The sequence below is a fragment of the Bacillus sp. MT94 genome (assembly GCF_058792475.1).
Genome location: NZ_JBXAEZ010000002.1, coordinates 162,578 through 187,419, shown reverse-complemented (window position 1 = coordinate 187,419; position 24,842 = coordinate 162,578). Strand labels below are relative to the sequence as shown.

Genomic DNA, 24,842 nt, shown 5'->3' with positions numbered 1-24,842 from the left:
TTCATTGAGTTATTTTATGGCTTGGATGTGATAAAAATGATTTCTAGTATGACAGGGTTTGGAAGATCGAAAGTAGAAAGTGATACTTTTCAAATTACAGTAGAAATGAAATCGGTGAACCACCGTTTTTTAGAGATGAGTATTCGACTTCCTAAGCAAATGATGGTATTTGAGGACAAAATTCGTAAAATAATTGCACAGCAAGTTCGACGTGGACGCATTGAAGTGTCTATTAGTATAGCAGGTGAAGGACTTGTTGAAAGAAAATTAAGTGTGAATTGGTCACTTCTTGAGCAGTACCAATCGATGATGGAAGATATAAAAGGAAAGTTTCAATTACAAGATTCTATTACACTCGAGCAATTAATGGCAATGCCAGAAGTAACAGCAATTGAAGAAATAGAAAATGTAAATGAACATTTTGAAAACAGTTTATATGAGGCTGTTCGTCAAGCTGCTCATATGTTGAAAACGATGAGAGATGACGAAGGAGAACGATTACATAAAGATATAGCGTATCGTTTACAAGAGATTAGCAATTGTGTAAATGCAATTATTCCACATGCACCAATTGTTACACAAAAATATCGTGAACGATTAGAAAATCGCTTAAAAGAATTACATAATCAAGAGTTAGATGAACAAAGATTGCTAACAGAAGTCGCAATCTTTGCAGAGCGTTGTGATATTCATGAAGAGTTAGTTCGTTTGCAAAGTCATTTAGAGCAATTTCGTGAAACATTGCAGATTGAAGAGCCTGTTGGAAGGAAAATGGATTTCATCGTGCAAGAGATGCATAGAGAAATTAATACGATTGGTTCTAAGGCAAATGACTTAACAATTTCAAAATATGTTGTAGAAATGAAAAATAACCTTGAAAAAATTCGTGAACAAGTACAAAATATTGAGTAGCTTTCAAAAAATATATAAAGTTATACGTGGTGGAGAAATCGGATAGACTTACTAGGAGGCGCAAACTATGGCCATGCGGTTTTTAAATATTGGATACGGAAATATTGTATCTGCTCATCGAATTATTGCTATTGTAAGTCCGGAGTCAGCTCCTATTAAACGAACAGTACAAGAAGCACGCGAACATAATGCTTTGCTTGATGCTACGTATGGGAGAAAAACAAGGGCGGTTATTGTTATGGATGATGGGCATGTTGTATTAAGTCCAATTCAACCAGAGACGATTGCACATCGTTTGAATAATAAAGAAGATTTAAGTGAGGAAGGGTAGGTTTTACATATTTATGAGAAGTAGAAGAGGATTGCTCATCGTTCTTTCAGGGCCTTCTGGGGTTGGAAAAGGAACGGTTCGTAAAGAGCTGTTTAGCCATGAGGATACACGTTTTCAGTACTCTATTTCAGTAACGACACGTAAGCCGCGTGAAGGTGAAGTAGATGGTGTGGATTATTTCTTTAAAGAAAGAGAAGAATTTGAGGAAATGATTCGTAATGAAAGATTACTTGAGTGGGCTGAGTTCGTAGGTAATTATTACGGAACACCAATTGACTATGTTGAAAAAACATTACAAGAAGGAAAAGATGTATTCTTAGAAATTGAAGTGCAAGGAGCAATTCAAGTTAAGAAAGCTTTCCCAGAAGGTGTATTTATTTTCTTAGCACCTCCAAGTTTATCTGAACTAAAGAGCCGTATTGTCGGACGTGGTACAGAGACTGAAGATGTTATTGAAAATCGTTTAACTGTAGCGAAAGAAGAAATCGAGATGATGGACGCTTACGACTATGTAGTAGAAAACGATCAAGTTGAATTAGCTTGTGATAGAATTAAAGCGATTGTGGTTGGCGAACATTGCCGCCGCGAAAGGGTAGCAAAATATTATAAAGAAATGACGGAGGGTCTATAATTATGTTAAATCCATCAATTGACTCATTACTACAAAAAATCGATTCTAAGTACACATTAGTAACAGTGGCTGCAAAACGCGCACGTGAAATGCAACTTGCTAATAACTGTGTTGTAGAGCAACCTGTTTCTCATAAATGTGTAGGTAAAGCATTAGAAGAAATCGATGCAGAAGCATTAAGCTACGTACCAAGTGAAGATAAAGTAGCTGAATAAGCCTTTGCCTTCGACAAAATAAAACATAGACTTTATAATTTTCTATGTAACGGTAACAACCTATTTACAAGTAGGTTGTTATTTTTTTACGAAAGGAATGAAATATTGGTACTGACGAGCTGGGAATTCTATTTCAGTATTATAAGTTTGAAAAAGAAAGAGGACGAGTCATATGCTAAAAGGGAAAAAGATACTTCTATGTGTAACAGGAGGCATTGCGGTTTTTAAAGCAGCTGCGTTAACGAGTAAATTGACACAATCTGGCGCGATTGTAAAAGTAATGATGAGTGAGTCGGCAATGAAGTTTGTTACGCCTCTTACATTCCAAGCGCTTTCTCGCCATGATGTATATACGGATACGTTTGATGAGAAAGACTCGGCTGTTATTGCTCATATTGATTTAGCAGATTGGGCGGATGTTGTACTTGTCGCACCTGCTACTGCCAATTGTATTGGAAAGTTAGCTGGTGGTATTGCAGATGATATGATTACAACTACTCTGTTAGCTACTACAGCCCCGGTATGGATTGCGCCTGCTATGAATGTGCATATGTATGAAAATAAAATTGTTCAAAAAAATATGATGACATTGAAAACGCTAGGATATACATTTATTGAGCCTGGGGAAGGCTTTTTAGCATGTGGATATGTAGCGAAGGGACGACTAGAAGAACCTGAAGCGATTATTGCACGGTTAGAGGAAGCTTTCTCAGAACACAAACCATTGCAGGGAAAAAGAATATTAATAACTGCTGGCCCAACACGTGAAAAAGTTGATCCAGTTCGTTTTATGACGAATTTTTCTTCTGGAAAAATGGGGTATGCGATTGCAGAAGTGGCGGCGAATTTAGGCGCTGATGTTATACTCGTTTCAGGACCGACAGCATTAAATCCACCGTTACATGTAACGACAGTGCAAGTGGAATCTGCACAAGATATGTTAGAAGCAGTTCTTCAACATTATCAAAACGTAGACGTTGTCATTAAAACAGCAGCAGTTGCAGATTATCGTCCGAAATATGTTCATGATAATAAAATGAAAAAGCAAAATGGTGATGCTGTCATTGAACTCGAAAGAACGGTGGATATTTTAAAAACGTTAGGTCAGAAAAAGGATAAACAGTTACTTATCGGTTTTGCTGCTGAAACGACAAATGTAGAGGAATATGCAACGAAAAAACTACGTGAGAAAAATGCAGATATGATTGTCGCGAATGATGTAAAAGCGCAAGGAGCTGGATTTGGCACGGATACGAATATTGTAACAATGTATAGAAAAGATGGAAAAGTTATTGAGTTACCACTTTTACTGAAAAAAGAGGTAGCTCGTGAAATATTAAAGCAAATTGAAATGATGTTAGAAGATGATCGTTTATGAAATTTGCAAGTGTAATTGTTGATGTACCTGCCCGTCAGACAGATCGACCATTTGATTACATTATCCCTGAAAAATGGGAAGATATTGTACAGACAGGAATGCGTGTAGTAGTTCCGTTTGGGCCAAGGAAATTACAAGGTTTTATTATTGGGATTAAAGATTCGGTGGATGTAGAAAGTAAGAAGTTAAAGACAATCCATGAAATATTAGATGTAACACCGGTTTTAAATGATGAATTATTAAAGCTTGGATATTGGCTTACAAGTGAAACGTTATGCTACATGATTTCAGCTTTTCAAGTGATGCTTCCAACTGCGATAAAAGCAACGTATAAAAAACGTCTACAACTTTGTAAACAGGAAGAAATAGCATCTGAAATACTATATTTATTTCAGGATAAAGAAGCAATTGATTTTGAAGTAATCGAGCAGCAGCCACATTTATACCGGACTATTCAACAAGAAATTAAAAATGGTACGGTTGAAGTCGTTTATCAAGTGAAAGATAAAGTACAAAAGAAGAAGCAAAGAGTTGTTCAGCCGGAGTTGCCAGAAGATAAATTGGAATTAGCGGCATTTGAACTGAAAAGTAAAAAACAACAAGATGTACTTTATTATTTTGTGGAAAATTATAAAAGTGTACCGTTGAAAATAATTACAGAAGAGTTACAAATAACAGATGCTCCAATAAAAGCACTTGTTAAAAAGGGCTTCATTTCAGAAAAGTATGTGGAAGTATACCGAAATCCGTATGACGATGATGATTTTGAACAAACGAAACCATTTCCACTTACGGAGGAACAAAAACAAGTTATTACACCGATTTTATCATCAATTACAAATGAAACTTATAATCCATTTTTACTATATGGTGTTACAGGAAGTGGAAAGACAGAAGTATATTTACAATCTATAGCAGCAGTGCTTGAGAAAGGAAAAGAAGCTATCGTTCTTGTTCCTGAAATTGCACTAACGCCCCAAATGGTGGATCGTTTTAAAGGTAGGTTTGGCTCGCAAGTTGCAGTTCTTCATAGTGCGTTGTCTGTTGGAGAAAAGTATGACGAGTGGCGTAAGATTTTAAGAAAAGAAGTGAAAGTTGTAGTTGGTGCGCGTTCAGCCGTTTTTGCGCCTTTTGAGAATTTAGGGATTATTATTATTGATGAAGAGCATGAATCAAGTTACAAACAAGAAGATAATCCGAGGTATCATGCAAGAGATGTAGCTGTCTGGAGAGGGCAATATCATAAATGTCCTATCGTTCTTGGTAGTGCGACACCAACACTTGAATCGTTTGCAAGGGCGAAAAAAGGTGTTTATAAACTACTAACAATGGAAAGACGTATGAATGAACAAGCTTTACCAACGGTAGAGATTGTTGACATGCGAGAAGAACTTCGTGACGGGAATCGATCAATGTTTTCTAAGGCGCTGCATGAAAAAATAGCAGATCGATTAGAAAAGAAAGAACAAATGGTACTCTTTTTAAATAGAAGAGGTCATTCTACATTTGTTATGTGCCGTGATTGTGGGTATGTTGTACAATGTCCGCATTGTGATATTTCATTGACATATCATAAAATGAATCATCGTTTAAAATGTCATTATTGTAGTTACGAAGAGAATATGCCAACTGAGTGTCCAGCTTGTCAAAGTACATACATTCGTTTCTTTGGTACAGGTACACAAAAGGTAGAAGAAGAAATTACAAAACTATTTCCAGAGGCGCGAGTCATTCGAATGGATGTAGATACGACAAGTCGAAAAGGAATGCATGAAAAATTATTAAAGGCGTTTGGGGAAGAAAAAGCAGATATACTACTTGGAACACAAATGATTGCTAAAGGATTAGATTTTCCGAAAGTAACTCTTGTTGGGGTTTTAACTGCAGATACGATGCTTCACTTACCTGATTTTCGGGCAAGTGAAAAGACATATCAGTTATTGACGCAAGTAAGTGGACGAGCGGGTAGACATGAATTGCCAGGGGAAGTTGTGATTCAAACATATACGCCAGAACATTACAGTATAGAGTTAGCGAAGAACCAACAATATGATGTGTTTTTTGACCAAGAAATGCAAATGAGGCGAACAAGACAATATCCCCCATATTACTATGTTGTACTTGTAACTGTATCTCATCCTGAATTATTAAAAGCGGTGCAAGTGACGGAAAAAATTGCCTCGTATTTACGAACGCATTGCTCACAGCAAACAATGGTGTTAGGACCAGTTGCTTCAGCAATTCCAAGGATAAAAGATAGATATCGTTATCAATGCATGATAAAATACAAACGGGAACCAAACTTAAAGAACGTGCTCAAAATGGTAAATGAACATTATCAAGCAGAAATGCAAAAAGAGCTACAAATCTCAATTGATTTTAATCCAACAATGTTAATGTAGCGGAGGGAAATATGGCAGTTTTAGAAATAATCAAGCATCCAAATGAAGTGTTAGAAACACCATGCGAAAGAGTAATTAACTTTGATAAAAAGTTAGTGAAATTGTTGAAAGATATGCATGAAACAATGTTAATTGCGGACGGAGTCGGTTTAGCTGCGCCTCAAGTAGGTGTAAGCTTGCAAGTAGCGGTTGTTGATGTCGATGATGATACTGGGAAAATCGAGTTAATCAATCCATCAATATTAGAAAAACGTGGTGAACAAGTAGGTCCCGAAGGCTGTTTAAGCTTCCCGGGACTTTATGGTGAAGTAGAACGTGCCGATTATATTAAAGTAAGAGCGCAAAATCGCCGTGGGAAAGTATTTTTATTAGAAGCGGAAGGATTTTTAGCGCGTGCAATTCAACATGAAATCGATCATTTACACGGTGTTTTATTTACATCGAAAGTGACAAGATATTATGAAGAAAACGAACTAGAATAGGTGTTAAAAGGAGCGGTTTTTAAATGATAAAAGTAGTGTTTATGGGAACACCGGACTTTTCAGTGCCGGTGCTTCGTCGTCTTATTGAAGATGGCTATGAGGTAGTAGGTGTTGTGACGCAACCTGATCGTCCAGTAGGTAGAAAAAAAGTATTAACACCTACACCTGTTAAAGTTGAAGCGGAAAAACATGGTATCCCTGTGTTACAGCCGTTAAAAATTCGTGAAAAAGATGAATATGAAAAAGTATTGGCATTAGAGCCAGATTTAATTGTAACAGCTGCATTTGGTCAGATTGTACCAAATGAAATTTTAGAAGCACCGAAGTATGGATGTATTAATGTCCACGCTTCTTTACTTCCTGAACTTCGTGGTGGTGCACCAATTCATTATGCAATTATGGAAGGTAAAGAAAAAACTGGTATTACAATTATGTATATGGTAGAAAAATTGGATGCTGGTGATATCTTAACGCAAGTGGAAGTGGAAATTGAAGAGCGTGAAACGACAGGCTCATTATTTGATAAATTAAGTGAAGCTGGAGCACACCTTCTATCTAAAACAGTACCTTTATTAATTCAAGGTAAGTTAGAACCGATTAAACAAAACGAAGAAGAAGTAACGTTTGCTTACAATATAAAACGTGAACAAGAGAAAATTGATTGGACAAAAACAGGTGAGGAAGTATACAATCACATTCGCGGATTGAATCCATGGCCAGTTGCTTATACAACTTTAGCAGGACAAGTTGTTAAAGTATGGTGGGGAGAAAAAGTGCCTGTAACTGAACCGGCTGAAGCAGGTACGATTGTTGCAATCGAAGAAGATGGTTTTGTTGTAGCAACTAGTAATGAAACAGGTATTAAAATTACTGAATTGCAACCTTCTGGTAAAAAGCGTATGAGTTGTTCACAATTTTTACGTGGAACAAAACCTGAAATTGGAACGAAGTTAGGAGAAAATGCATGAGACAAAATGTTCGTGAATTAGCTCTTGATGGTTTAATTCAAGTGGAAAAAAGTGGTGCATATAGCAACTTACTTTTAAATAATCTAATTGAAAAAAGTGCAATTGATAGAAAAGATATTGGTTTATTAACTGAAATTGTATATGGAACGATTCAACGTCGTGACACATTAGATTATTATTTACAGCCTTTTTTAAAAAAGAAGGTTGAGGCGTGGGTAAGGGTATTGCTTCGCTTATCTTTATATCAAATGATTTATTTAGACCGAGTGCCAGAAAGAGCGGCTATTCATGAAGCGGTTGAGATTGCAAAGCGTCGCGGGCATAAAGGAATTGCTGGTATGGTGAACGGTGTATTACGTTCGATTCAGAGAGAAGGTGTACCTTCTGTAGATGAAATCAAGGATCCAGTAGAACGTCTTGCAATTGCGACGAGTCATCCAGTTTGGCTTGTACAAGAGTGGACTTCTGCATATGGCTTAGAAACTGCAGAGAAAATGTGCGAAGTAAACATGTTACCACCTGTACCAACAGCACGTGTGAATGTTGATAAGGTAACGGTAGAAGAAGCGATTGAGTTGTTGGCAAGTGAAGGTATAGAAGCAAAACGTGGTGACTTGTCAGATGATGCAATTCAGATTGAAAGAGGAAATGTAGCGCATACAGAAGCGTTTAAAAAAGGATTTCTTTCTATTCAAGATGAAAGTTCTATGCTTGTAGCACGCGCTTTAGAACCGAATACGGGAGATGCAGTTCTTGATAGTTGTGCTGCTCCAGGCGGAAAAACAACGCATATCGCGGAACGATTAAAGGGAACTGGTAAGGTCATGTCCCTTGATTTACATGCACACAAAGTACGTTTAATTAAACAGCAAGCAGAGCGACTTGGTCTAGAAAATGTTGAAACAAAAGCGCTAGATGCTAGAAAAGTGCAAGAGCACTTTGCAAATGAAACGTTTGATAAAATATTGGTAGATGCACCGTGTTCTGGATTTGGTGTAATTAGACGTAAGCCTGATATTAAGTTAGGAAAAGATAAAGGCGATAGTGAAAGATTATCGACGATTCAACTTGCGATACTAGAAAAAATAGCACCATTATTAAAACAAGGCGGTCGTCTTGTTTATAGTACGTGCACAATTGAGAAAATAGAAAATGAACAAGTAATAGATAAATTTTTAAAAGAACATCCTGAATTTGAATGGGATACTACGATAAAAGAACGTATGCCAGAAAAATTAAGTCCGTATATTAATGAAGGTCAAGTACAAATTTTACCGCATTATTTTGCAACGGATGGCTTTTATATTGCTTGTTTAAGGAAGAAGGTGTAGCATCATGGAAACAACTGTAAGAAAACAAAAGAAAAATGTAGAAACGAAGAAACCATCAATTTACTCTTTACAACTTCATGAAATGCAAGATTGGTTAAAGGAACAAGGAGAACCGAAGTTCCGCGCTGGACAAATTTTTGACTGGCTATATAAAAAACGTGTAAAAAATTATGAGGATATGTCAAACCTTTCTAAAGGATTGCGTGATAAATTGTCGAATTCCTTTGATATTACTACTTTAAACACGTTAGTAAAACAAACGTCTTCAGATGGAACGATTAAATTCTTATTCCAATTATATGATGGATATTCTATTGAAACGGTATTAATGCGACATGAATATGGAAATTCCATTTGTGTAACAACGCAAGTTGGTTGTCGTATTGGATGTACGTTCTGTGCTTCGACACTTGGTGGACTAAAACGAAACCTAGAAGCTGGAGAAATCGTAGCGCAAGTAGTAGAAGTTCAGCGTGCGCTTGATGAAACAGAAGAACGTGTAAGTTCTCTTGTTGTTATGGGAATTGGAGAACCATTTGATAACTACGATAATTTAATGGGATTCTTACGCATCACTAACCATGAAAAAGGACTTCATATTGGTGCTAGACATATGACTGTTTCGACGAGTGGAATTATCCCGAAAATTTATAAGTTTGCTGAAGAAGAACTACAAATTAATTTTGCGATTTCATTGCATGCTCCAAACTCAGAATTACGTTCAAAATTAATGCCGATTAACCGTGCTTATAAATTACCGGATTTAATGGAAGCTATTAAATACTATGTAAATAGAACAGGGCGCCGTATTACTTTTGAATATGGATTATTTGGAGGAGAAAATGACCAAGTTGAGCACGCTGAAGAGCTTGCTGCGCTCTTAAAAGGTGTAAAATGTCATGTAAACTTAATCCCGGTAAACTACGTACCTGAACGTGATTATGTACGTACACCACGTGAGCAAATTTTCTTGTTCGAGAAAACGTTAAAAGATCGTGGAGTGAATGTAACGATTCGCCGTGAACAAGGTCATGATATTGACGCAGCCTGCGGTCAGTTGCGTGCGAAGGAGCGCAAAGAAGAGACGAGGTGACGAGATGAAAGCCGTATTTCTATCGGATAAAGGAAAAGTTCGTCAACATAATGAAGATAGTGCAGGAGTTTTTCACAATTTAGATGGAAATGTTTTAGCGGTAGTAGCAGATGGAATGGGAGGTCATCGAGCTGGTGATGTAGCTAGCTCGATGGCCATTCAATTATTCCATGATTATTGGAAGCAAACGCATAATATGAATGAACCGAAAAAAGTAGAACAATGGTTACATACTAGTGTTGGGATTATTAATGAGCGCATATATGAATACGCTCAGCAAAATGTAGAATGTAATGGTATGGGAACAACGCTTATAATAGCTGTTTGTACACCAAGTTTTGTGACGATAGGGCATATAGGAGATAGTCGTTGCTATATGGTATCAGAAGGAGAAATGACGCTTGTAACGGAAGATCATTCGCTTGTAAATGAGCTTGTGAGACATGGTGAAATTTCAAAGGAAGATGCAGAGTATCATCCGAAAAAGAATGTGTTATTAAGAGCGCTAGGAACAGAAGAAAAAGTTGGATTAGATGTTAAAACGTTGGTGCTTGAGGAAGATGATCAATTACTTCTTTGCTCTGATGGGTTATCAAACAAAGTTTCTATTGATGATATGCAACAAATTTTACAGTTAAATGAACAGCTTGAAGGTAAAGGGCAGCGTCTCATTCAATTGGCGAATGATCGCGGTGGAGAAGATAATATCACACTTGTTCTTATTGATTATGCGGGTTCGACAAACGAAAGTAGGTGAAGTGCAACGTGCTGATTGGAAAACGCTTAAATGACCGTTATAAGCTGCTGAAAATGATTGGTGGTGGCGGAATGGCCAATGTATATTTAGCTCATGATGATATACTTGGCCGAGATGTAGCGGTAAAAATATTAAGACTCGACTACTCAAATAACGAAGAGTTTATTAAACGTTTCCATCGAGAAGCGCAGTCTGTTACAACGTTGTCGCATCCAAATATTGTGAATATGTATGATGTCGGAGAAGAAGATGGTATATATTATCTTGTCATGGAATATGTACCCGGGCAAACATTGAAGCAATACATAATTGAGCGAGGTATGTTACCTATAGGAGAAGCTCTTGATATTATGGAGCAGTTAACATCCGCCATGGCACACGCCCATCATTTTGAAATTGTGCATCGTGATATAAAGCCGCACAATATTTTAATTCGAGCTGATGGAATAATAAAAGTAACAGATTTTGGAATTGCGACAGCTACAAGTGCAACAACAATTACACATACAAATTCAGTACTGGGCTCAGTCCATTATTTATCACCAGAACAGGCACGTGGCGGGATAGCAAATAAACAATCGGATATTTATTCTCTTGGAATAGTTATGTTTGAATTGTTAACAGGAAGACAACCGTTTTCTGGCGAATCTGCTGTTGCTATAGCTTTAAAACATTTACAAAGTGAAATCCCATCACCAAAAAGATGGAATGAAAATATTCCGCAAAGTGTTGAAAATATTATATTAAAGGCAACTGCAAAAGATCCTTTCCATCGATATCAATCTGCCAATGCGATGAAGCGAGATATTGAAACTGCGCTATATCCAGAGAGGATAAATGAGCAACCATTTTACATACCAGAAGATATGGAAGCGACGAAAGCGATTCCGATTATTCAACAAGAACAATTATTTGAAAATGTAAGTGATGAAACGATTGTTTTAAAAGGGAGTAAGGTGGAAGAACCGATAAGAGCAGAAGCAGCTGAGTTAGATAAGAAGAAAAAACGGAGTAACAAGTGGCTTAAAGTTTTAATTTCAACATTTTTATTTTTAGCAATAGGAATAACATTAGCGCTTACGGTTATTCCAGGATTATTTATTCCGAAAGATGTGAAAGTTCCTGATGTGGCTGGTATGAAATACACGACAGCTGTAAATACGTTAGTAGAAAAGGGCTTTGAGGTGACGGAGCCTAATATTGTATATACAGATGATATTGAAGTTGGGGATGTAATAAAAACGGAACCTGTAGCAGGAAGAGTCGTAAAAGAAAACGCTAAAATTACTATCTATCAATCAGGTGGAAAAAAGAAAAGTAAGATGGCGAATTTCACAGGGCAAAACTTTGAGAGTGTAAAAGCTGAGTTAGAAGAAAAATATAAACAAGTTACAGTAAATTATATTGAAAATGATAAGCCGAAAGGTGAAATTGTAGAGCAAATTCCGACGCCTGATCAAATGGTTATAGAAGCGGAGCAAGAACTGAAAATCTGGGTAAGTAAAGGTCCTTATCAAATTAGACCAGGTGACTTTTCGGGGTGGACTGAAAATAGTGTAACTGGTTATTTGAATGAGAGAAAACTAACGTCAGATATAAAACGAGAGTATTCAGATTCAGTCGAAAAAGGACTTGTAATTTCGCAATTTCCAAAACCAGGTACACCATTAAAAGAGGGAGATAAAGTAACTATTATTATCTCTGATGGTCAAAAGCCTAAAGTGACTAAAACGGTAAAAGTGGACAATATCTCTATCCCATATGAGCCTGCTGTAACAGGTGAAAAAAAGCCGCAAACAATAGAAATTTATAAAGAAGACATGCAGCAAAAAATGGATAGACCGGTTGAAACGAGAACAATTACTGAATCAGCGACTATTTCTTTAGAATTTGTAATTCAAGAAGGTTCAAAGGGACACTATAAAATTGTACGAGATGGAGTAACGATTATTGATAAAGAAGTACCATATCCAACTCAATAATAGTGAAAGTCTACTTATTATTATTATTATTATTATTATTATTATTATTATTATTATTATTGCCTGTTATGCTGTCTACAAAGTGGACGGTATAGCAGGCAAAAATATATGATTCAAAAAGCTAGTAAAGTGATGCAGCTGTAAATATTTTTTTGCATTTAATGGGAAATTTAATGTATATTAGCGAAAGTATATATGGTAGGTTTTGAAATCGTTATTTGGAAAATTTAAATCCATTCATTTTTAAATTCAGCATCACCTTATACAAAAAAAGGAGAATTCTATGCCAGAAGGAAAAATTATAAAAGCTTTAAGTGGGTTTTATTACGTGCAGCATGAAGAAGGGGTTACGCAATGTCGTGGGCGAGGTGTATTTAGAAAAAATAAAATTACACCACTTGTAGGAGACCAAGTTGTTTTTCAGGCAGATAATCCAACTGAAGGTTATGTGCTTGAAGTGTTTGATCGAAAAAATGAACTTGTTAGACCTCCTATTGCTAATGTCGATCAAGCGATCCTTGTGTTCTCTGCAGTAGAACCAGATTTTAATCCTGGACTGTTAGATCGATTTTTAGTGCTGATTGAATATCATAACATTAAGCCAATTATTTGTATTAGCAAGATGGATTTAGTAGATGAAAAGATGAAAGCAACTGTTGAAGCTTATGCGAATGATTATCGTGAGATGGGTTATGATGTTTTATTTACTTCTATTAATACGTCAGAAAGTATTGATATATTAAAACCATACTTAGAAAATTGTGTTTCTGTCGTTGCGGGTCAATCTGGTGTTGGGAAATCTTCAATGCTTAATGTGCTACGTCCAGAATTAGAGCTGAAAACAAATGATATTTCCTCCCATTTAGGACGCGGGAAGCATACGACAAGACACGTAGAATTAATTGCAATTGGGAGTGGACTAGTAGCAGATACACCGGGTTTTAGTTCACTAGATTTCATTGATATAGAAGTAGAAGATCTTACATATTGTTTTCCAGAGTTGAAAGAAGCGAGCCAATACTGTAAATTTAGAGGGTGTACACATCTTTCTGAACCGAAATGTGCAGTGAAAGCTGCGGTTGAAGAAGGGAAGATTACAGAATATCGCTATAAGAACTATAAACAATTCGTAGAAGAAATTAGAGAGAGAAAGCCGAGGTATTAGTTATGATTAAAATTGCACCATCGATTTTATCAGCAGATTTTTCAAAATTAGGGGAAGAGATTAAAGATGTAGAAAAGGGCGGAGCGGATTACATTCACGTTGACGTAATGGATGGACATTTCGTACCAAATATTACGATTGGACCATTAATTGTAGAAGCTATCCGTCCAATTACATCATTACCATTAGATGTACATTTAATGATTGAAAATCCTGATAACTATATCCCGACTTTCGCACAAGCGGGAGCGGATATTATTACTGTTCACGTAGAGGCGTGTCCACATCTGCATCGTACAATTCAGTTAATTAAATCTCACGGTATTAAAGCGGGTGTTGTATTAAATCCACATACGCCAGTTTCAGTGATTGAGCATGTATTAGAAGATATAGATATGGTATTACTTATGACAGTAAACCCTGGATTTGGTGGACAGAAGTTTATCCATTCTGTATTACCGAAAATTAAACAAGTTGCAGACATGGTGAAAGAGCGCAATCTAGAAGTAGAAATTGAAGTTGATGGTGGTGTAAATGCTGAAACAGCAAGACTTTGTGTGGAAGCAGGAGCAAATGTACTTGTAGCTGGATCAGCAGTATACAATCAAAAAGACCGCGGTGAAGCAATTCGCGTAATTCGAGGGTAGTGATGAACTTTTATCCTAGTAAGGTATTCATAGGATAGGGTAAAAATATGTAAAAAGGCAATCTACCGAATGGCAGATTGCCTTTTTACAATGGAAGGGGAAGAAAAAATGATTATTCATATTTTGGCAGGAGGACCTTCGGAATATTGCGCAGATTTTGCTCGATATGAGAATGAGGAAGTAGTGTGGGCTGCGGTTGATAGGGGAGTATACCGTCTATTAAAGAAAGGGATTACCCCGGCTGTTGCGTTTGGAGATTACGATTCAGTTACTGAAGAAGAATTAGTATGGATGGGACAGCAAACGAACGAATTACATATTGTTCCGCGGGAAAAAGATCAAACGGATTTAGAAATTGCAATCAACTGGGCATTAGGACAGAAGCCGGCACTAATTCGTATTTTTGGTGCTACCGGTGGAAGACTTGATCACGGTTTGGCAAATATACAAATGCTTTTAAAAGGGTTAGAAGTAGAGATAGAAATGTGTATTGTGGACAATAAAAATGAAATAACAGTTAAAAAAGTGGGTACACATATAATTGAAGAAAATAAAAATTTTCCTTATGTATCTTTTGTACCAGTTACTGAAATAGTGGAAGGGATTACATTGTTTGGTTTTAAGTACCCTCTTACTAATAAAACAATAGAGTGGGGATCAACACTTTGTATTAGTAACGAACTCGTTGAGGAAAAAGGTACTTTTTCATTTACTTCTGGCATATTAATGTTGATAAGAAGCACTGATTGAAGAAACAATTTTGCTCCTTACATCATATAGTGACCAAGTGGAGTAATGGGGATTAGGAGGGAAACCATGAGATTTTATACAATTAAGTTACCTAAATTTCTTGGTGGAATTGTTCGTGCAATGTTAAATACCTTCAAAAAAGATTAAAAAAAGCACCTATCACCGGTGCTTTTTCCATTGTTATAGTAAAAAAAGAGCCTATCGGCTCTTTTTTTTATTATTAAACACGTTCGATTTTGCCAGATTTTAATGCTCTAGCAGAAACGTAAACACGTTGAACTTTTCCGTCGATGCGTACGCGAACTTTTTGAAGGTTAGCGCCCCACTTACGTTTTGTAGCGTTCATTGCGTGAGAACGAGAGTTACCAGAACGAGCTTTTCTTCCAGTAATAGCACAAACACGAGCCATTTATATTTCCCTCCCTTGATACCTTACCATACGTAATTTTTCAATGTTAGTCTTTTATGCGATGCTAAAAACACTACTATAATTTAACACAACTAAAAAGAGAATGCAACACCGTAGAAAAAAGAAATCAAGAAAATTTACTTGACACTATATGTCAATGAAGAAAAGTTAAAATCCATAAAAATTGCTTGACATATTATAGTGGTACATGTTGTATAATAACAATGGACTATTTTGCTCATCATAAAAAAGTGTAATTTAAAACATAAAATATGAGAGTGAAAAGAAAGAACGATGGAATTTTCTTTAAAAAGATTATATGATAGTAACTAAAGTAGTCTAGCTCACTTTCACCATTTATGAAGGGGGAAACGAGATGTCAATTGAAATTAAAACGAAGTACGGTCAAATTGATATTAGTACAGATGTAATTGCAACAATTGCTGGAGGTGCCGCGGTAGATTGCTACGGTATCGTAGGTATGGCATCAAAAAATCAGTTAAAAGATGGATTAACAGACATTTTACGAAAAGAAAACTTCACTAGAGGTGTTATTGTTCGTAAAGATGAAGATGAAGTACATATTGATATGTATATTATTGTGAGCTATGGTACGAAAATTTCAGAAGTGGCACATAATGTGCAGACGAAAGTGAAATATACATTAGATCAAACTGTAGGACTAGCAGTAGATTCTGTAAACATCTACGTACAAGGAGTTAAAGTAATAAACTTGTAATGTGCATTAAGGAGGAAAATCTGTGTCAATTCAAAAAATTGATGGAAAACGTTTATCACAAATGATCATGCAAGGAGCGAATAATTTAACAAATAATGTTCAGCTTGTTGATGCATTAAACGTATTTCCAGTTCCAGATGGCGATACCGGTACAAACATGAACTTATCTATGACTTCAGGTGCGCGTGAAGTGAAAGCAAATCCTTCACAGCATGCTGGTAAAGTCGGCGTAAGTTTAGCCAAAGGATTATTAATGGGAGCTCGTGGTAACTCTGGAGTTATTCTATCTCAGTTGTTCCGTGGTTTCTCTAAATCCATTGAACAAAAAGAAGAATTAACAACAGTTGATTTTGCTGCAGCACTAGAAGCTGGAGTAGAGGCGGCTTATAAAGCGGTTATGAAACCGATTGAAGGAACGATTTTAACGGTTGCAAGAGAAACGGGTAAATATGCAGTAACAGTTGCGAAAAAACAGCGCGACTTTGTTTTGTTTATGGAAGACGTTGTGAAAGAAGCAAACGCATCGTTAAATCGTACGCCAGATTTATTACCTGTATTAAAACAAGTTGGCGTTGTAGATAGCGGTGGTAAAGGTCTTGTAGTAGTATACGAAGGATTTTTAGCTGACTTAAAAGGAGAAACGATTTCTTCTGATGCACCGACGCAAACATCTATGAATGAGATGGTACGCGCAGAACATCACCGTAGTGTACAAAGCCAATTGAGTACAGAAGATATTAAGTATGGATATTGTACGGAGTTCATGGTGAAATTAGAGGCTGAAAAGGTGAAAGAGCATAATTTCTCTGAACAAAAATTCCGTGAAGATATTAGTGTATATGGTGATTCTCTACTAGTTGTGTCTGATGATGAAATTGTAAAAGTTCATATCCACGCAGAACATCCTGGAGACGCTATGAACTACGGGCAAAAATACGGTAGTTTAATTAAGATCAAAGTAGAAAATATGCGTGAACAGCATACTGCTTTATTAGATGAACCTGCTATGGTTCCTGAACAACCAGCTCAATCGAAAGAAAAACAACCATATGGTATCGTAACTGTGGCAATGGGGTCTGGTATTAAAACTTTATTTGAGAGCATCGGCGCAACGAAAGTTATCGAAGGTGGTCAAACGATGAATCCAAGTACGGAGGATATCGTGAAGGCAATTGAAGAAGCAAATGCTGAAAAAATCATTATTTTACCGAATAACGGAAATATTGTAATGGCAGCAGAACAAGCGGCATCAGTTGTAGATCAAGAAGTTATTGTTGTTCGTTCGAAAACAGTTCCTCAAGGTATGGCAGCAATGTTAGCATTTAACCCAGTTGGAACGTTAGAAGAGAATGAAGAAAACATGCAAGAAGCTTTATCTCATGTGAAAACAGGTCAAATTACGTATGCTGTACGTGATACGGAAATTGATGGTGTAGCAATTCAAAAAGATGACTTCATGTGTATTGCAGATGGAAAAATTGTATCTACAAATGCTGAAAAAGTAGGAGCTGCGAAGCAATTACTAGAAGCGCTTATTGATGAAGATTCTGAAATCGTAACGATTCTACAAGGTGAAGATGCAACTGACGAAGAAGTAGCGGAGTTAGTTGAATTTGTAGAAGAGAAATTTGAAGATGCAGAAGTAGAAGTGCATGCTGGAAACCAACCAGTGTATTCTTTCATCTTCTCTGTAGAATAAGATAAGATTCGTTTTGAAAATAAATGGATTACTTACTTGCTAATGGATAAGAAGTAGTAATATGAAGTTTATTACTAGTTTTTATTCAAAAGGCTAGCATATTGAAGAGAGAAAAGAGCCTTGCTGCTAATAGTGAGGCTCTTTTTTACTTGTTTTATATAAGGGATTTGAGTAGTTTCTCTTAGAATGCCTATGATAGAATATATAAGGTGAAAGAGAGCGATTACAGATGCTAATTGGTACTCAAATAAAATGCAATAAAGAAAATAATGTGACGGGGTGTGAGAATCTTGAATGATGTTGTACAAGTTCCTGTTACGGATGTAAAGGGGATCGGAGGAGAAACATCTGAGTTACTACATGAGATGGGGATTTATACAGTTTCTCATCTATTAGAACATTTTCCGTACCGTTATGAAGATTATGCGATGAAAGATCTTGCTGAAGTAAAGCATGATGAACGTGTAACGGTTGAAGGGAAGGTTCATAGTGCTCCTTTGCTGCAATATTATGGTAAGAAGAAATCGCGTCTAACAGTTCGTGTTCTCGTCGGTCGTTATTTAATTACGGCGGTATGTTTTAATAGGCCTTACTATAAGCAAAAATTAACGTTAGATGAAACGGTAACGATTACTGGTAAATGGGATCAACATCGTCAAACAATTGCTGTATCAGAACTTCATTTTGGGCCAGTTGTACGTCAACAAGAAGTGGAGCCTGTTTACTCAGTAAAGGGGAAACTTACAGTAAAACAGATGCGTCGTTTTATTGCTCAAGCGTTAAAGGAATATGGAGATTCTATAGTCGAAGTGTTACCGGATGGTTTGTTAGGCCGGTATAAATTATTACCAAGATATGAAGCACTTAAGGCTTTGCATTTTCCGGTAGGACAGGAGGATTTAAAGCAAGCGCGTCGCCGTTTTGTATATGAGGAATTTTTCTTATTTCAGCTGAAAATGCAAACACTGAGGAAAATGGAGAGGGAAAATTCAAAAGGGACGAAGAAAGAGATTCCGTCAGTAGAATTACAAGAATTTATCGATGCATTGCCGTTCCCGTTAACTGGTGCGCAGCGCCGAGTTGTAGATGAAATTTTAAAAGATATGACATCTCCTTATCGGATGAACCGACTATTACAAGGTGACGTTGGTTCTGGGAAAACAGTTGTTGCTGCGATTGGCCTTTATGCATCGAAATTAGCTCATTATCAAGGTGCTTTAATGGTTCCTACAGAAATTTTAGCTGAGCAACATTATCAGTCGCTTGCTGAAACGTTTTCGCATTTTGGTATGAAGGTGGAACTGCTAACAAGTTCTGTTAAAGGTGCAAGACGCCGAGAAATTTTAGCGAAGTTAGAACAAGGAGAAATAGATATTCTTGTTGGAACGCACGCTTTAATTCAAGATGAAGTTATATTTCATAGGTTGGGTCTCGTTATTACAGATGAACAGCATCGATTTGGTGTAGCGCAGCGCCGAGTTTTACGGGAGAAAGGTGAAAGTCCAGATGTATTATTTATGACAGCGACACCAATTCCGCGTACGCTTGCAATTACTGCATTTGGAGAGATGGATGTTTCGATAATCGATGAGATGCCAGCAGGTAGAAAGGTGATTGAAACATACTGGGCAAAACATGATATGTTAGATCGCGTCCTCGGTTTTGTTGAGAAGGAAATAAAAAAAGGAAGACAGGCATACGTTATTTGTCCTCTAATTGAAGAATCTGAGAAACTTGATGTGCAAAATGCTATCGACTTACATAGTATGCTGACGCATCATTACCAAGGGAAATGCCAAGTTGGATTGATGCATGGGAGATTATCGTCTCAGGAAAAAGAAGAGATAATGGGCCAGTTTAGTGAAAATAAAGTGCAAATTCTTGTATCGACAACAGTTGTTGAGGTGGGTGTGAACGTACCGAATGCGACTGTGATGGTTATTTATGATGCAGAACGTTTCGGTTTATCGCAGCTTCATCAGCTTAGAGGGCGTGTCGGGCGTGGTAGTGAACAATCATATTGTTTATTAATAGCAGACCCTAAATCAGAAACAGGAAAAGAAAGAATGCGCATAATGACTGAAACAAATGATGGATTTGTATTGTCAGAAAAAGATTTAGAATTACGAGGTCCTGGAGATTTCTTTGGGAGTAAGCAAAGTGGCTTACCAGAATTTAAGGTTGCTGACATGGTACACGATTATCGAGCGTTAGAAACAGCAAGGCAAGATGCGGCGATACTAGTAGATTCAGAAGCATTTTGGCACAATGATCAGTACGCTGCCTTGCGTACGTATCTTGATGGGACAGGTGTGTTCCAAGGAGAGAAGCTCGATTAAAGGGAGTCAACAAAAATTTTTGTTGCATTCTACTTTTAATGATTATATACTACTGTTAGTACCTAGTCATAAAAATGGATGGTGCGGTATGAAGAAAAGAAGAAGTAAAAAAGAAAGACAAGAATTATTACAACAAACAATCGAATCAAATCCTTTTATCACGGATGAAGATTTAGCGGAAAAATTTCAAGTGAGTATACAAACAGTACGACTGGATCGTATGGAATTGTCTATTCCTGAATTAAGAGAGAGAATTAAACATGTAGCTACAAAGCAACATGAAGAAGATGTGAAATCTTTACCGTTAGAAGAGGTTGTCGGAGAAATTATTGATATTGAATTAGATAGACATGCAATCTCTATCTTTGAAGTAAAGGTAGAACATGTATTTAAAAGAAATCAAATTGCCCGTGGGCATCATCTGTTTGCGCAAGCAAACTCACTAGCTGTTGCGGTTATTGATGAAGAATTAGCTTTAACTGCAAAGTCTACCATTCGATACATTCGCCCTGTAAAATTAGGAGAGCGTGTTGTTGCAAAAGCGCGCGTTGAAGATGTAGAGAATGATAAGGGACGGACGGTTGTCAAAGTGCGTAGCTTCGTTGGAGAAGAACTTGTTTTTACAGGCACTTTTGAAATGTATCGATCTAGTAATTATAGTGAGGAAGGTAACAACTTATGAAAATCGCAATAGATGCAATGGGCGGAGATCACGCTCCAAAGGCTGTAGTATTAGGGGCAATGAAAGCTATTAAGGAATATTCTGATTTACATATTACGTTAGTAGGGAAAGAAGAGGAAATTCGTCAATATTTAACGAGTGATGAACGAATTACTATTCTTCATACAGACGAAAAAATAGAATCGACGGAGGAACCAGTAAGAGCGGTTCGTCGAAAAAAACAAGCTTCAATGGTACTTGCGGCACAGCAAGTAAAGGATGGAGAAGCAGACGCTTGTATATCCGCAGGTAGTACAGGAGCTTTAATGGCAGCTGGATTATTTGTTGTCGGTCGCATGGAAGGAATTGAGCGACCAGCTTTATCGCCTACAATGCCAACTGTAGATGGAAAAGGTTTTGTTATGTTAGATGTTGGAGCAAATGTTGATGCAAAACCAATTCATTTATATCAATATGCAGTAATGGGATCTGTTTATGCTGAGAAGGTAAGAGGAATTGAAAATCCTCGTGTTGGACTATTAAACGTTGGAACAGAGGATGGAAAAGGAAACGAGCTTTCAAAGCAAGTATTTGCAATGCTTAAGGATGCGCCAATTAATTTCGTTGGGAACGTTGAATCAAGAGATTTATTGCAAGGTGTAGCAGATGTTGTTGTATGTGATGGTTTTACAGGGAATGTAGCGTTGAAATCATTAGAAGGAACAGCACTTGCGCTATTCTCTATGTTGAAAGAACAACTAATGAGTTCGTTTACGAGCAAATTAGCAGCGGCGGTATTAAAGCCAAAACTTATGGTATTAAAAGATAAAATGGATTATTCGGAGTACGGGGGAGCTGCATTATTTGGATTGAAAGCACCTGTCATTAAGGCTCACGGTTCTTCTAATGACCAGTCGATATTTAGTGCGATTCGTCAAACGAGAGAAATGGTAGCGAAAGAAGTAATTCCTACAATTTCAAGCGTAATGGAGAAAGAGTCACTCCAATAAGAGGAGGATTTGAAATGGGAAAAATAGCATTTCTTTTTCCGGGCCAAGGTTCACAGGCAGTTGGAATGGGTAAACAATTAGCAGAGAATAATAAAGAGGTTGCAAAAGTGTTTGCAAAAGCAGATGAGGTGTTACAAGATTCACTTTCAGAAGTGATTTTTGAAGGACCGCAGGAAAAGCTTACATTAACAACAAATGCTCAGCCTGCATTATTAACAACGAGTTTTGCTATTTTGACAGCTTTGAAAGAGTATGACATTACACCTGACTTTGTCGCTGGTCATAGTTTAGGTGAATATAGCGCTCTTGTAGCAGCTGGTGCATTCACTTTTGAAGATGCGGTATATGCTGTAAGGAAACGCGGGGAATATATGGAAGAAGCTGTTCCGGGCGGGGAAGGTGCAATGGCAGCTATATTAGGTGCTGACCCACATATGCTGAAACAAGTTACAGAAGAAGTAACAAGTGAAGGATATGCAGTGCAAATCGCTAATATGAATAGTACGAAGCAAATTGTAATTTCTGGAACGAAGCAAGGCGTAGAGCTTGCTTCTCAAAGAGCGAAAGAAAATGGTGCAAAGAGAGCAATTCCACTAAAAGTAAGTGGGCCATTCCATTCTTCACTTATGAAGCCGGCAGCTGAGAAGTTCCAAAGTGTTTTGAATGAAATTACAATTCATGATACGAATATTCCTGTTATTGCAAATGTTACGGCGGATGTTATTACACGTGGTGCCGACATTCAAGAAAAGTTAATCGAACAGCTTTATTCGCCTGTATTATGGTACCCGTCTATTGAATGTATGGTGAAGCAGGGAGTAGATACATTTATTGAAATTGGACCTGGAAAAGTACTTGCTGGACTTATGAAGTCAATTGATTCATCAGTAAAAGCATATGCGATATATGATGAAGAGACATTAAAAGATACCATTTCAAATTTGAGAGGAGAAAACTGATGTTAAAAGGGAAGGTAGCATTAGTAACTGGCGCTTCACGTGGAATTGGTCGCGCGATTGCGATCGATTTAGCGAAACAAGGGGCAAATGTAGTAGTAAATTATGCAGGTAATGAACAAAAAGCAAATGAAGTAGTAGATGAAATTAAGAAATTAGGTTCTGATGCGATTGCGGTAAAAGCAGATGTTGCAAATGCTGATGATGTTACAAATATGGTGAAACAAACAGTAGATACATTTGGACAAGTTGATATTCTTGTAAATAATGCTGGTGTAACAAAAGATAATTTATTAATGCGTATGAAAGAAGAAGAATGGGATACAGTTATTAATACAAACTTAAAAGGTGTATTCTTATGTACAAAAGCAGTATCTCGTTATATGATGCGTCAACGTCACGGTAGAATTATAAATATCGCTTCTGTTGTGGGTGTTATAGGAAACCCAGGGCAAGCTAATTATGTTGCTGCTAAAGCGGGTGTTATTGGATTAACAAAAACATCTGCAAAAGAGTTAGCAAGTCGAAATATTACTGTGAATGCAATTGCGCCAGGCTTTATTGCGACTGATATGACTGATGTACTAGATGAGAATATTAAAGCCGAAATGTTAAAAGTTATTCCAGCTGCTCAATTTGGTGAAGCGCAAGATATCGCGAATGCTGTAACGTTTTTTGCTTCTGATCAAAGCAAATATGTTACAGGTCAAACGTTAAATGTTGATGGCGGTATGGTAATGTAATAAAAGAATCGATTTCACCTAGTTTTTTTGGTCAATATTTAATATAATATTTGAGGGGAGGTGAATGGAATGGCAGATGTTTTAGAGCGCGTAACAAAAATCATCGTTGATCGTTTAGGAGTAGAAGAGACTGAGGTAGTACCAGCTGCAAGCTTCAAGGAAGATTTAGGAGCAGACTCCCTAGATGTAGTAGAACTTGTAATGCAATTAGAAGATGAATTCGAAATGGAAATTTCTGATGAAGATGCTGAAAAGATTGCTACTGTTGGCGATGCTGTGACTTACATAGAGAGTCATCTATAATGCTTAAGTGAAGTCCCGTTTTTTAGCGGGGCTTTCTGGCTTATATCTGGAGGGACCTATGCCGTACCGAAAATATAGAGAAAAAAAATACGAAACAAAATATCGTGAAGCATTTAAAGTGTTTCAAGAAAAGATAGGTATTACGTTTACAGATGAAAAATTATTGATTCAAGCATTTACGCATTCATCGTATGTGAATGAGCATCGAAAAAAACCGCATGAAGATAATGAGCGTCTTGAATTTCTTGGAGATGCAGTATTGGAACTTACTGTATCGCAGTATCTGTTTCAAAAATATCCGACAATGAGCGAAGGAGAGTTAACAAAACTACGTGCAGCTATTGTATGTGAGCCATCTCTTGTTCGTTTTGCGAACGAATTGTCATTTGGTAGCCTTGTTTTATTAGGAAAAGGTGAAGAAATGACAGGTGGACGTGAACGACCAGCTTTATTAGCGGATGTCTTTGAAGCGTTTATTGGTGCCCTTTATCTTGATCAAGGGTTAGAAACAGTTTGGGAATTCTTAAAAGAAATTGTATATCCGAAAATTAATGAGGGTGCTTTTTCTCATGTGATGGATTATAAGAGTCAGTTACAAGAATTGATTCAGCGTGATGGTAGTGGCAATGTTGAGTATCAAATTTTGCAAGAAAAAGGACCAGCTCACAATCGAGAATTTGTGTCACGTGTTACGTTAAATAACGTAGCTTTAGGTCTTGGTAGTGGTAAGTCGAAAAAAGAAGCAGAACAACAAGCTGCTGCAGAAGCATTGAAAAAATTAAAAGAACAACTATAAGGAATCCCCCTTTGAATGAGGGGGATTCCTTGTGCATAGAATGAAACTTTCTTTTTGTTTGTAAATAAAAAGAAGGTAAATCCGTATAATAGCTTGTTTTTGTATAGAGAACATTTATAAAGACGGAGAATAGGAGGAAGGCC

The 24,842-nt window shown here is 37.0% G+C and carries 26 protein-coding genes; 25 read left to right on the top strand and 1 reads right to left on the bottom strand.

Translation table 11 applies throughout. The features are described 5' to 3' along the window. Positions 1–36 precede the first annotated feature (36 nt). The 16 genes from AC1Q51_RS06575 (at position 37) to spoVM (ending at position 15,191) form a co-directional block, all read left to right on the top strand. On the top strand, positions 37–912 hold the full coding sequence (locus AC1Q51_RS06575) for a YicC/YloC family endoribonuclease (protein WP_000625865.1): 876 nt from the start codon (positions 37–39) through the stop codon (positions 910–912). Between the two features lie 67 nt (positions 913–979). Continuing rightward, positions 980–1,243: an extracellular matrix/biofilm regulator RemA gene (gene remA, locus AC1Q51_RS06570; protein ID WP_001251456.1), complete on the top strand. Its 264-nt coding sequence runs from the start codon at positions 980–982 to the stop codon at positions 1,241–1,243. Between the two features lie 13 nt (positions 1,244–1,256). Then, positions 1,257–1,874, top strand: a complete 618-nt coding sequence (gmk, locus tag AC1Q51_RS06565; RefSeq protein WP_001257742.1) for a guanylate kinase — start codon at positions 1,257–1,259, stop codon at positions 1,872–1,874. Positions 1,875–1,876: 2 nt separating this feature from the next. Further along, complete coding sequence (gene rpoZ / locus AC1Q51_RS06560) at positions 1,877–2,089, top strand: DNA-directed RNA polymerase subunit omega (RefSeq protein ID WP_000933961.1); 213 nt, start codon at positions 1,877–1,879, stop codon at positions 2,087–2,089. Between the two features lie 172 nt (positions 2,090–2,261). Continuing rightward, entirely contained in the window at positions 2,262–3,467 is a 1,206-nt protein-coding gene (coaBC, locus tag AC1Q51_RS06555) for a bifunctional phosphopantothenoylcysteine decarboxylase/phosphopantothenate--cysteine ligase CoaBC (RefSeq protein ID WP_000911748.1), read from the top strand. After that, on the top strand, positions 3,464–5,869 hold the full coding sequence (priA, locus tag AC1Q51_RS06550; protein ID WP_090977185.1) for a primosomal protein N': 2,406 nt from the start codon (positions 3,464–3,466) through the stop codon (positions 5,867–5,869). Before coaBC ends, priA begins: the two co-directional genes overlap by 4 nt. Positions 5,870–5,880: 11 nt before the next feature. Beyond that, positions 5,881–6,351: a peptide deformylase gene (gene def / locus AC1Q51_RS06545; protein ID WP_000279455.1), complete on the top strand. Its 471-nt coding sequence runs from the start codon at positions 5,881–5,883 to the stop codon at positions 6,349–6,351. A gap of 23 nt (positions 6,352–6,374) precedes the next feature. After that, positions 6,375–7,319, top strand: a complete 945-nt coding sequence (gene fmt / locus AC1Q51_RS06540) for a methionyl-tRNA formyltransferase (protein WP_090977186.1) — start codon at positions 6,375–6,377, stop codon at positions 7,317–7,319. Next, entirely contained in the window at positions 7,316–8,650 is a 1,335-nt protein-coding gene (gene rsmB / locus AC1Q51_RS06535; RefSeq protein ID WP_001249664.1) for a 16S rRNA (cytosine(967)-C(5))-methyltransferase RsmB, read from the top strand. Before fmt ends, rsmB begins: the two co-directional genes overlap by 4 nt. Positions 8,651–8,654: 4 nt before the next feature. Further along, entirely contained in the window at positions 8,655–9,743 is a 1,089-nt protein-coding gene (gene rlmN, locus AC1Q51_RS06530) for a dual-specificity RNA methyltransferase RlmN (RefSeq protein ID WP_000450550.1), read from the top strand. A 4-nt stretch (positions 9,744–9,747) separates the two neighbouring features. Next, complete coding sequence (locus AC1Q51_RS06525; protein ID WP_000648708.1) at positions 9,748–10,500, top strand: Stp1/IreP family PP2C-type Ser/Thr phosphatase; 753 nt, start codon at positions 9,748–9,750, stop codon at positions 10,498–10,500. A gap of 8 nt (positions 10,501–10,508) precedes the next feature. After that, on the top strand, positions 10,509–12,482 hold the full coding sequence (gene pknB / locus AC1Q51_RS06520; RefSeq protein ID WP_000904746.1) for a Stk1 family PASTA domain-containing Ser/Thr kinase: 1,974 nt from the start codon (positions 10,509–10,511) through the stop codon (positions 12,480–12,482). Between the two features lie 283 nt (positions 12,483–12,765). Then, positions 12,766–13,647 (top strand): ribosome small subunit-dependent GTPase A, encoded by an 882-nt coding sequence (gene rsgA / locus AC1Q51_RS06515; protein WP_001113932.1) that lies wholly within the window; start codon positions 12,766–12,768, stop codon positions 13,645–13,647. Between the two features lie 2 nt (positions 13,648–13,649). Further along, the gene (gene rpe / locus AC1Q51_RS06510) at positions 13,650–14,294 is read left to right on the top strand and encodes a ribulose-phosphate 3-epimerase (RefSeq protein ID WP_000589974.1); all 645 of its coding nucleotides are present in this window, start codon (positions 13,650–13,652) and stop codon (positions 14,292–14,294) included. Positions 14,295–14,363: 69 nt separating this feature from the next. Continuing rightward, on the top strand, positions 14,364–15,044 hold the full coding sequence (locus AC1Q51_RS06505) for a thiamine diphosphokinase (protein ID WP_000752665.1): 681 nt from the start codon (positions 14,364–14,366) through the stop codon (positions 15,042–15,044). A 66-nt stretch (positions 15,045–15,110) separates the two neighbouring features. Beyond that, positions 15,111–15,191, top strand: a complete 81-nt coding sequence (spoVM, locus tag AC1Q51_RS06500; protein WP_001213599.1) for a stage V sporulation protein SpoVM — start codon at positions 15,111–15,113, stop codon at positions 15,189–15,191. 73 nt (positions 15,192–15,264) lie between these two features. Here spoVM and rpmB read toward each other — a convergent pair whose 3' ends face one another. After that, positions 15,265–15,453 (bottom strand): 50S ribosomal protein L28, encoded by a 189-nt coding sequence (gene rpmB / locus AC1Q51_RS06495; protein ID WP_000124776.1) that lies wholly within the window; start codon positions 15,451–15,453, stop codon positions 15,265–15,267. 376 nt (positions 15,454–15,829) lie between these two features. On the opposite strand from rpmB, the gene AC1Q51_RS06490 reads away from it, so the two are divergent. The 9 genes from AC1Q51_RS06490 to rncS all read left to right on the top strand — a co-directional run bounded on the left by AC1Q51_RS06490 (position 15,830) and on the right by rncS (position 24,699). After that, on the top strand, positions 15,830–16,192 hold the full coding sequence (locus tag AC1Q51_RS06490; protein WP_000021109.1) for an Asp23/Gls24 family envelope stress response protein: 363 nt from the start codon (positions 15,830–15,832) through the stop codon (positions 16,190–16,192). A 22-nt stretch (positions 16,193–16,214) separates the two neighbouring features. Beyond that, the gene (locus tag AC1Q51_RS06485) at positions 16,215–17,891 is read left to right on the top strand and encodes a DAK2 domain-containing protein (protein WP_000027131.1); all 1,677 of its coding nucleotides are present in this window, start codon (positions 16,215–16,217) and stop codon (positions 17,889–17,891) included. Positions 17,892–18,181: 290 nt separating this feature from the next. Next, positions 18,182–20,230 carry an ATP-dependent DNA helicase RecG gene (recG, locus tag AC1Q51_RS06480; protein WP_001000823.1) on the top strand — a complete coding sequence of 683 codons (2,049 nt, stop codon included), beginning with the start codon at positions 18,182–18,184 and terminating at the stop codon, positions 20,228–20,230. Positions 20,231–20,318: 88 nt separating this feature from the next. Then, the gene (gene fapR, locus AC1Q51_RS06475; RefSeq protein ID WP_000747349.1) at positions 20,319–20,912 is read left to right on the top strand and encodes a transcription factor FapR; all 594 of its coding nucleotides are present in this window, start codon (positions 20,319–20,321) and stop codon (positions 20,910–20,912) included. After that, a complete protein-coding gene (gene plsX, locus AC1Q51_RS06470; RefSeq protein WP_000684100.1) occupies positions 20,909–21,901 on the top strand; it encodes a phosphate acyltransferase PlsX in 993 nt (330 codons plus the stop codon). Before fapR ends, plsX begins: the two co-directional genes overlap by 4 nt. 14 nt (positions 21,902–21,915) lie before the next feature. Continuing rightward, positions 21,916–22,860, top strand: a complete 945-nt coding sequence (fabD, locus tag AC1Q51_RS06465; RefSeq protein WP_090977188.1) for an ACP S-malonyltransferase — start codon at positions 21,916–21,918, stop codon at positions 22,858–22,860. Next, complete coding sequence (gene fabG / locus AC1Q51_RS06460) at positions 22,860–23,600, top strand: 3-oxoacyl-[acyl-carrier-protein] reductase (protein WP_000911769.1); 741 nt, start codon at positions 22,860–22,862, stop codon at positions 23,598–23,600. The genes fabD and fabG overlap by 1 nt, the downstream gene beginning before the upstream one ends. A gap of 69 nt (positions 23,601–23,669) precedes the next feature. After that, positions 23,670–23,903, top strand: coding sequence for an acyl carrier protein (gene acpP, locus AC1Q51_RS06455; RefSeq protein ID WP_000786062.1), 234 nt, complete (start codon positions 23,670–23,672; stop codon positions 23,901–23,903). A 58-nt stretch (positions 23,904–23,961) separates the two neighbouring features. Next, positions 23,962–24,699, top strand: a complete 738-nt coding sequence (rncS, locus tag AC1Q51_RS06450; protein WP_001146875.1) for a ribonuclease III — start codon at positions 23,962–23,964, stop codon at positions 24,697–24,699. The last annotated feature ends 143 nt before the right edge of the window (positions 24,700–24,842 follow it).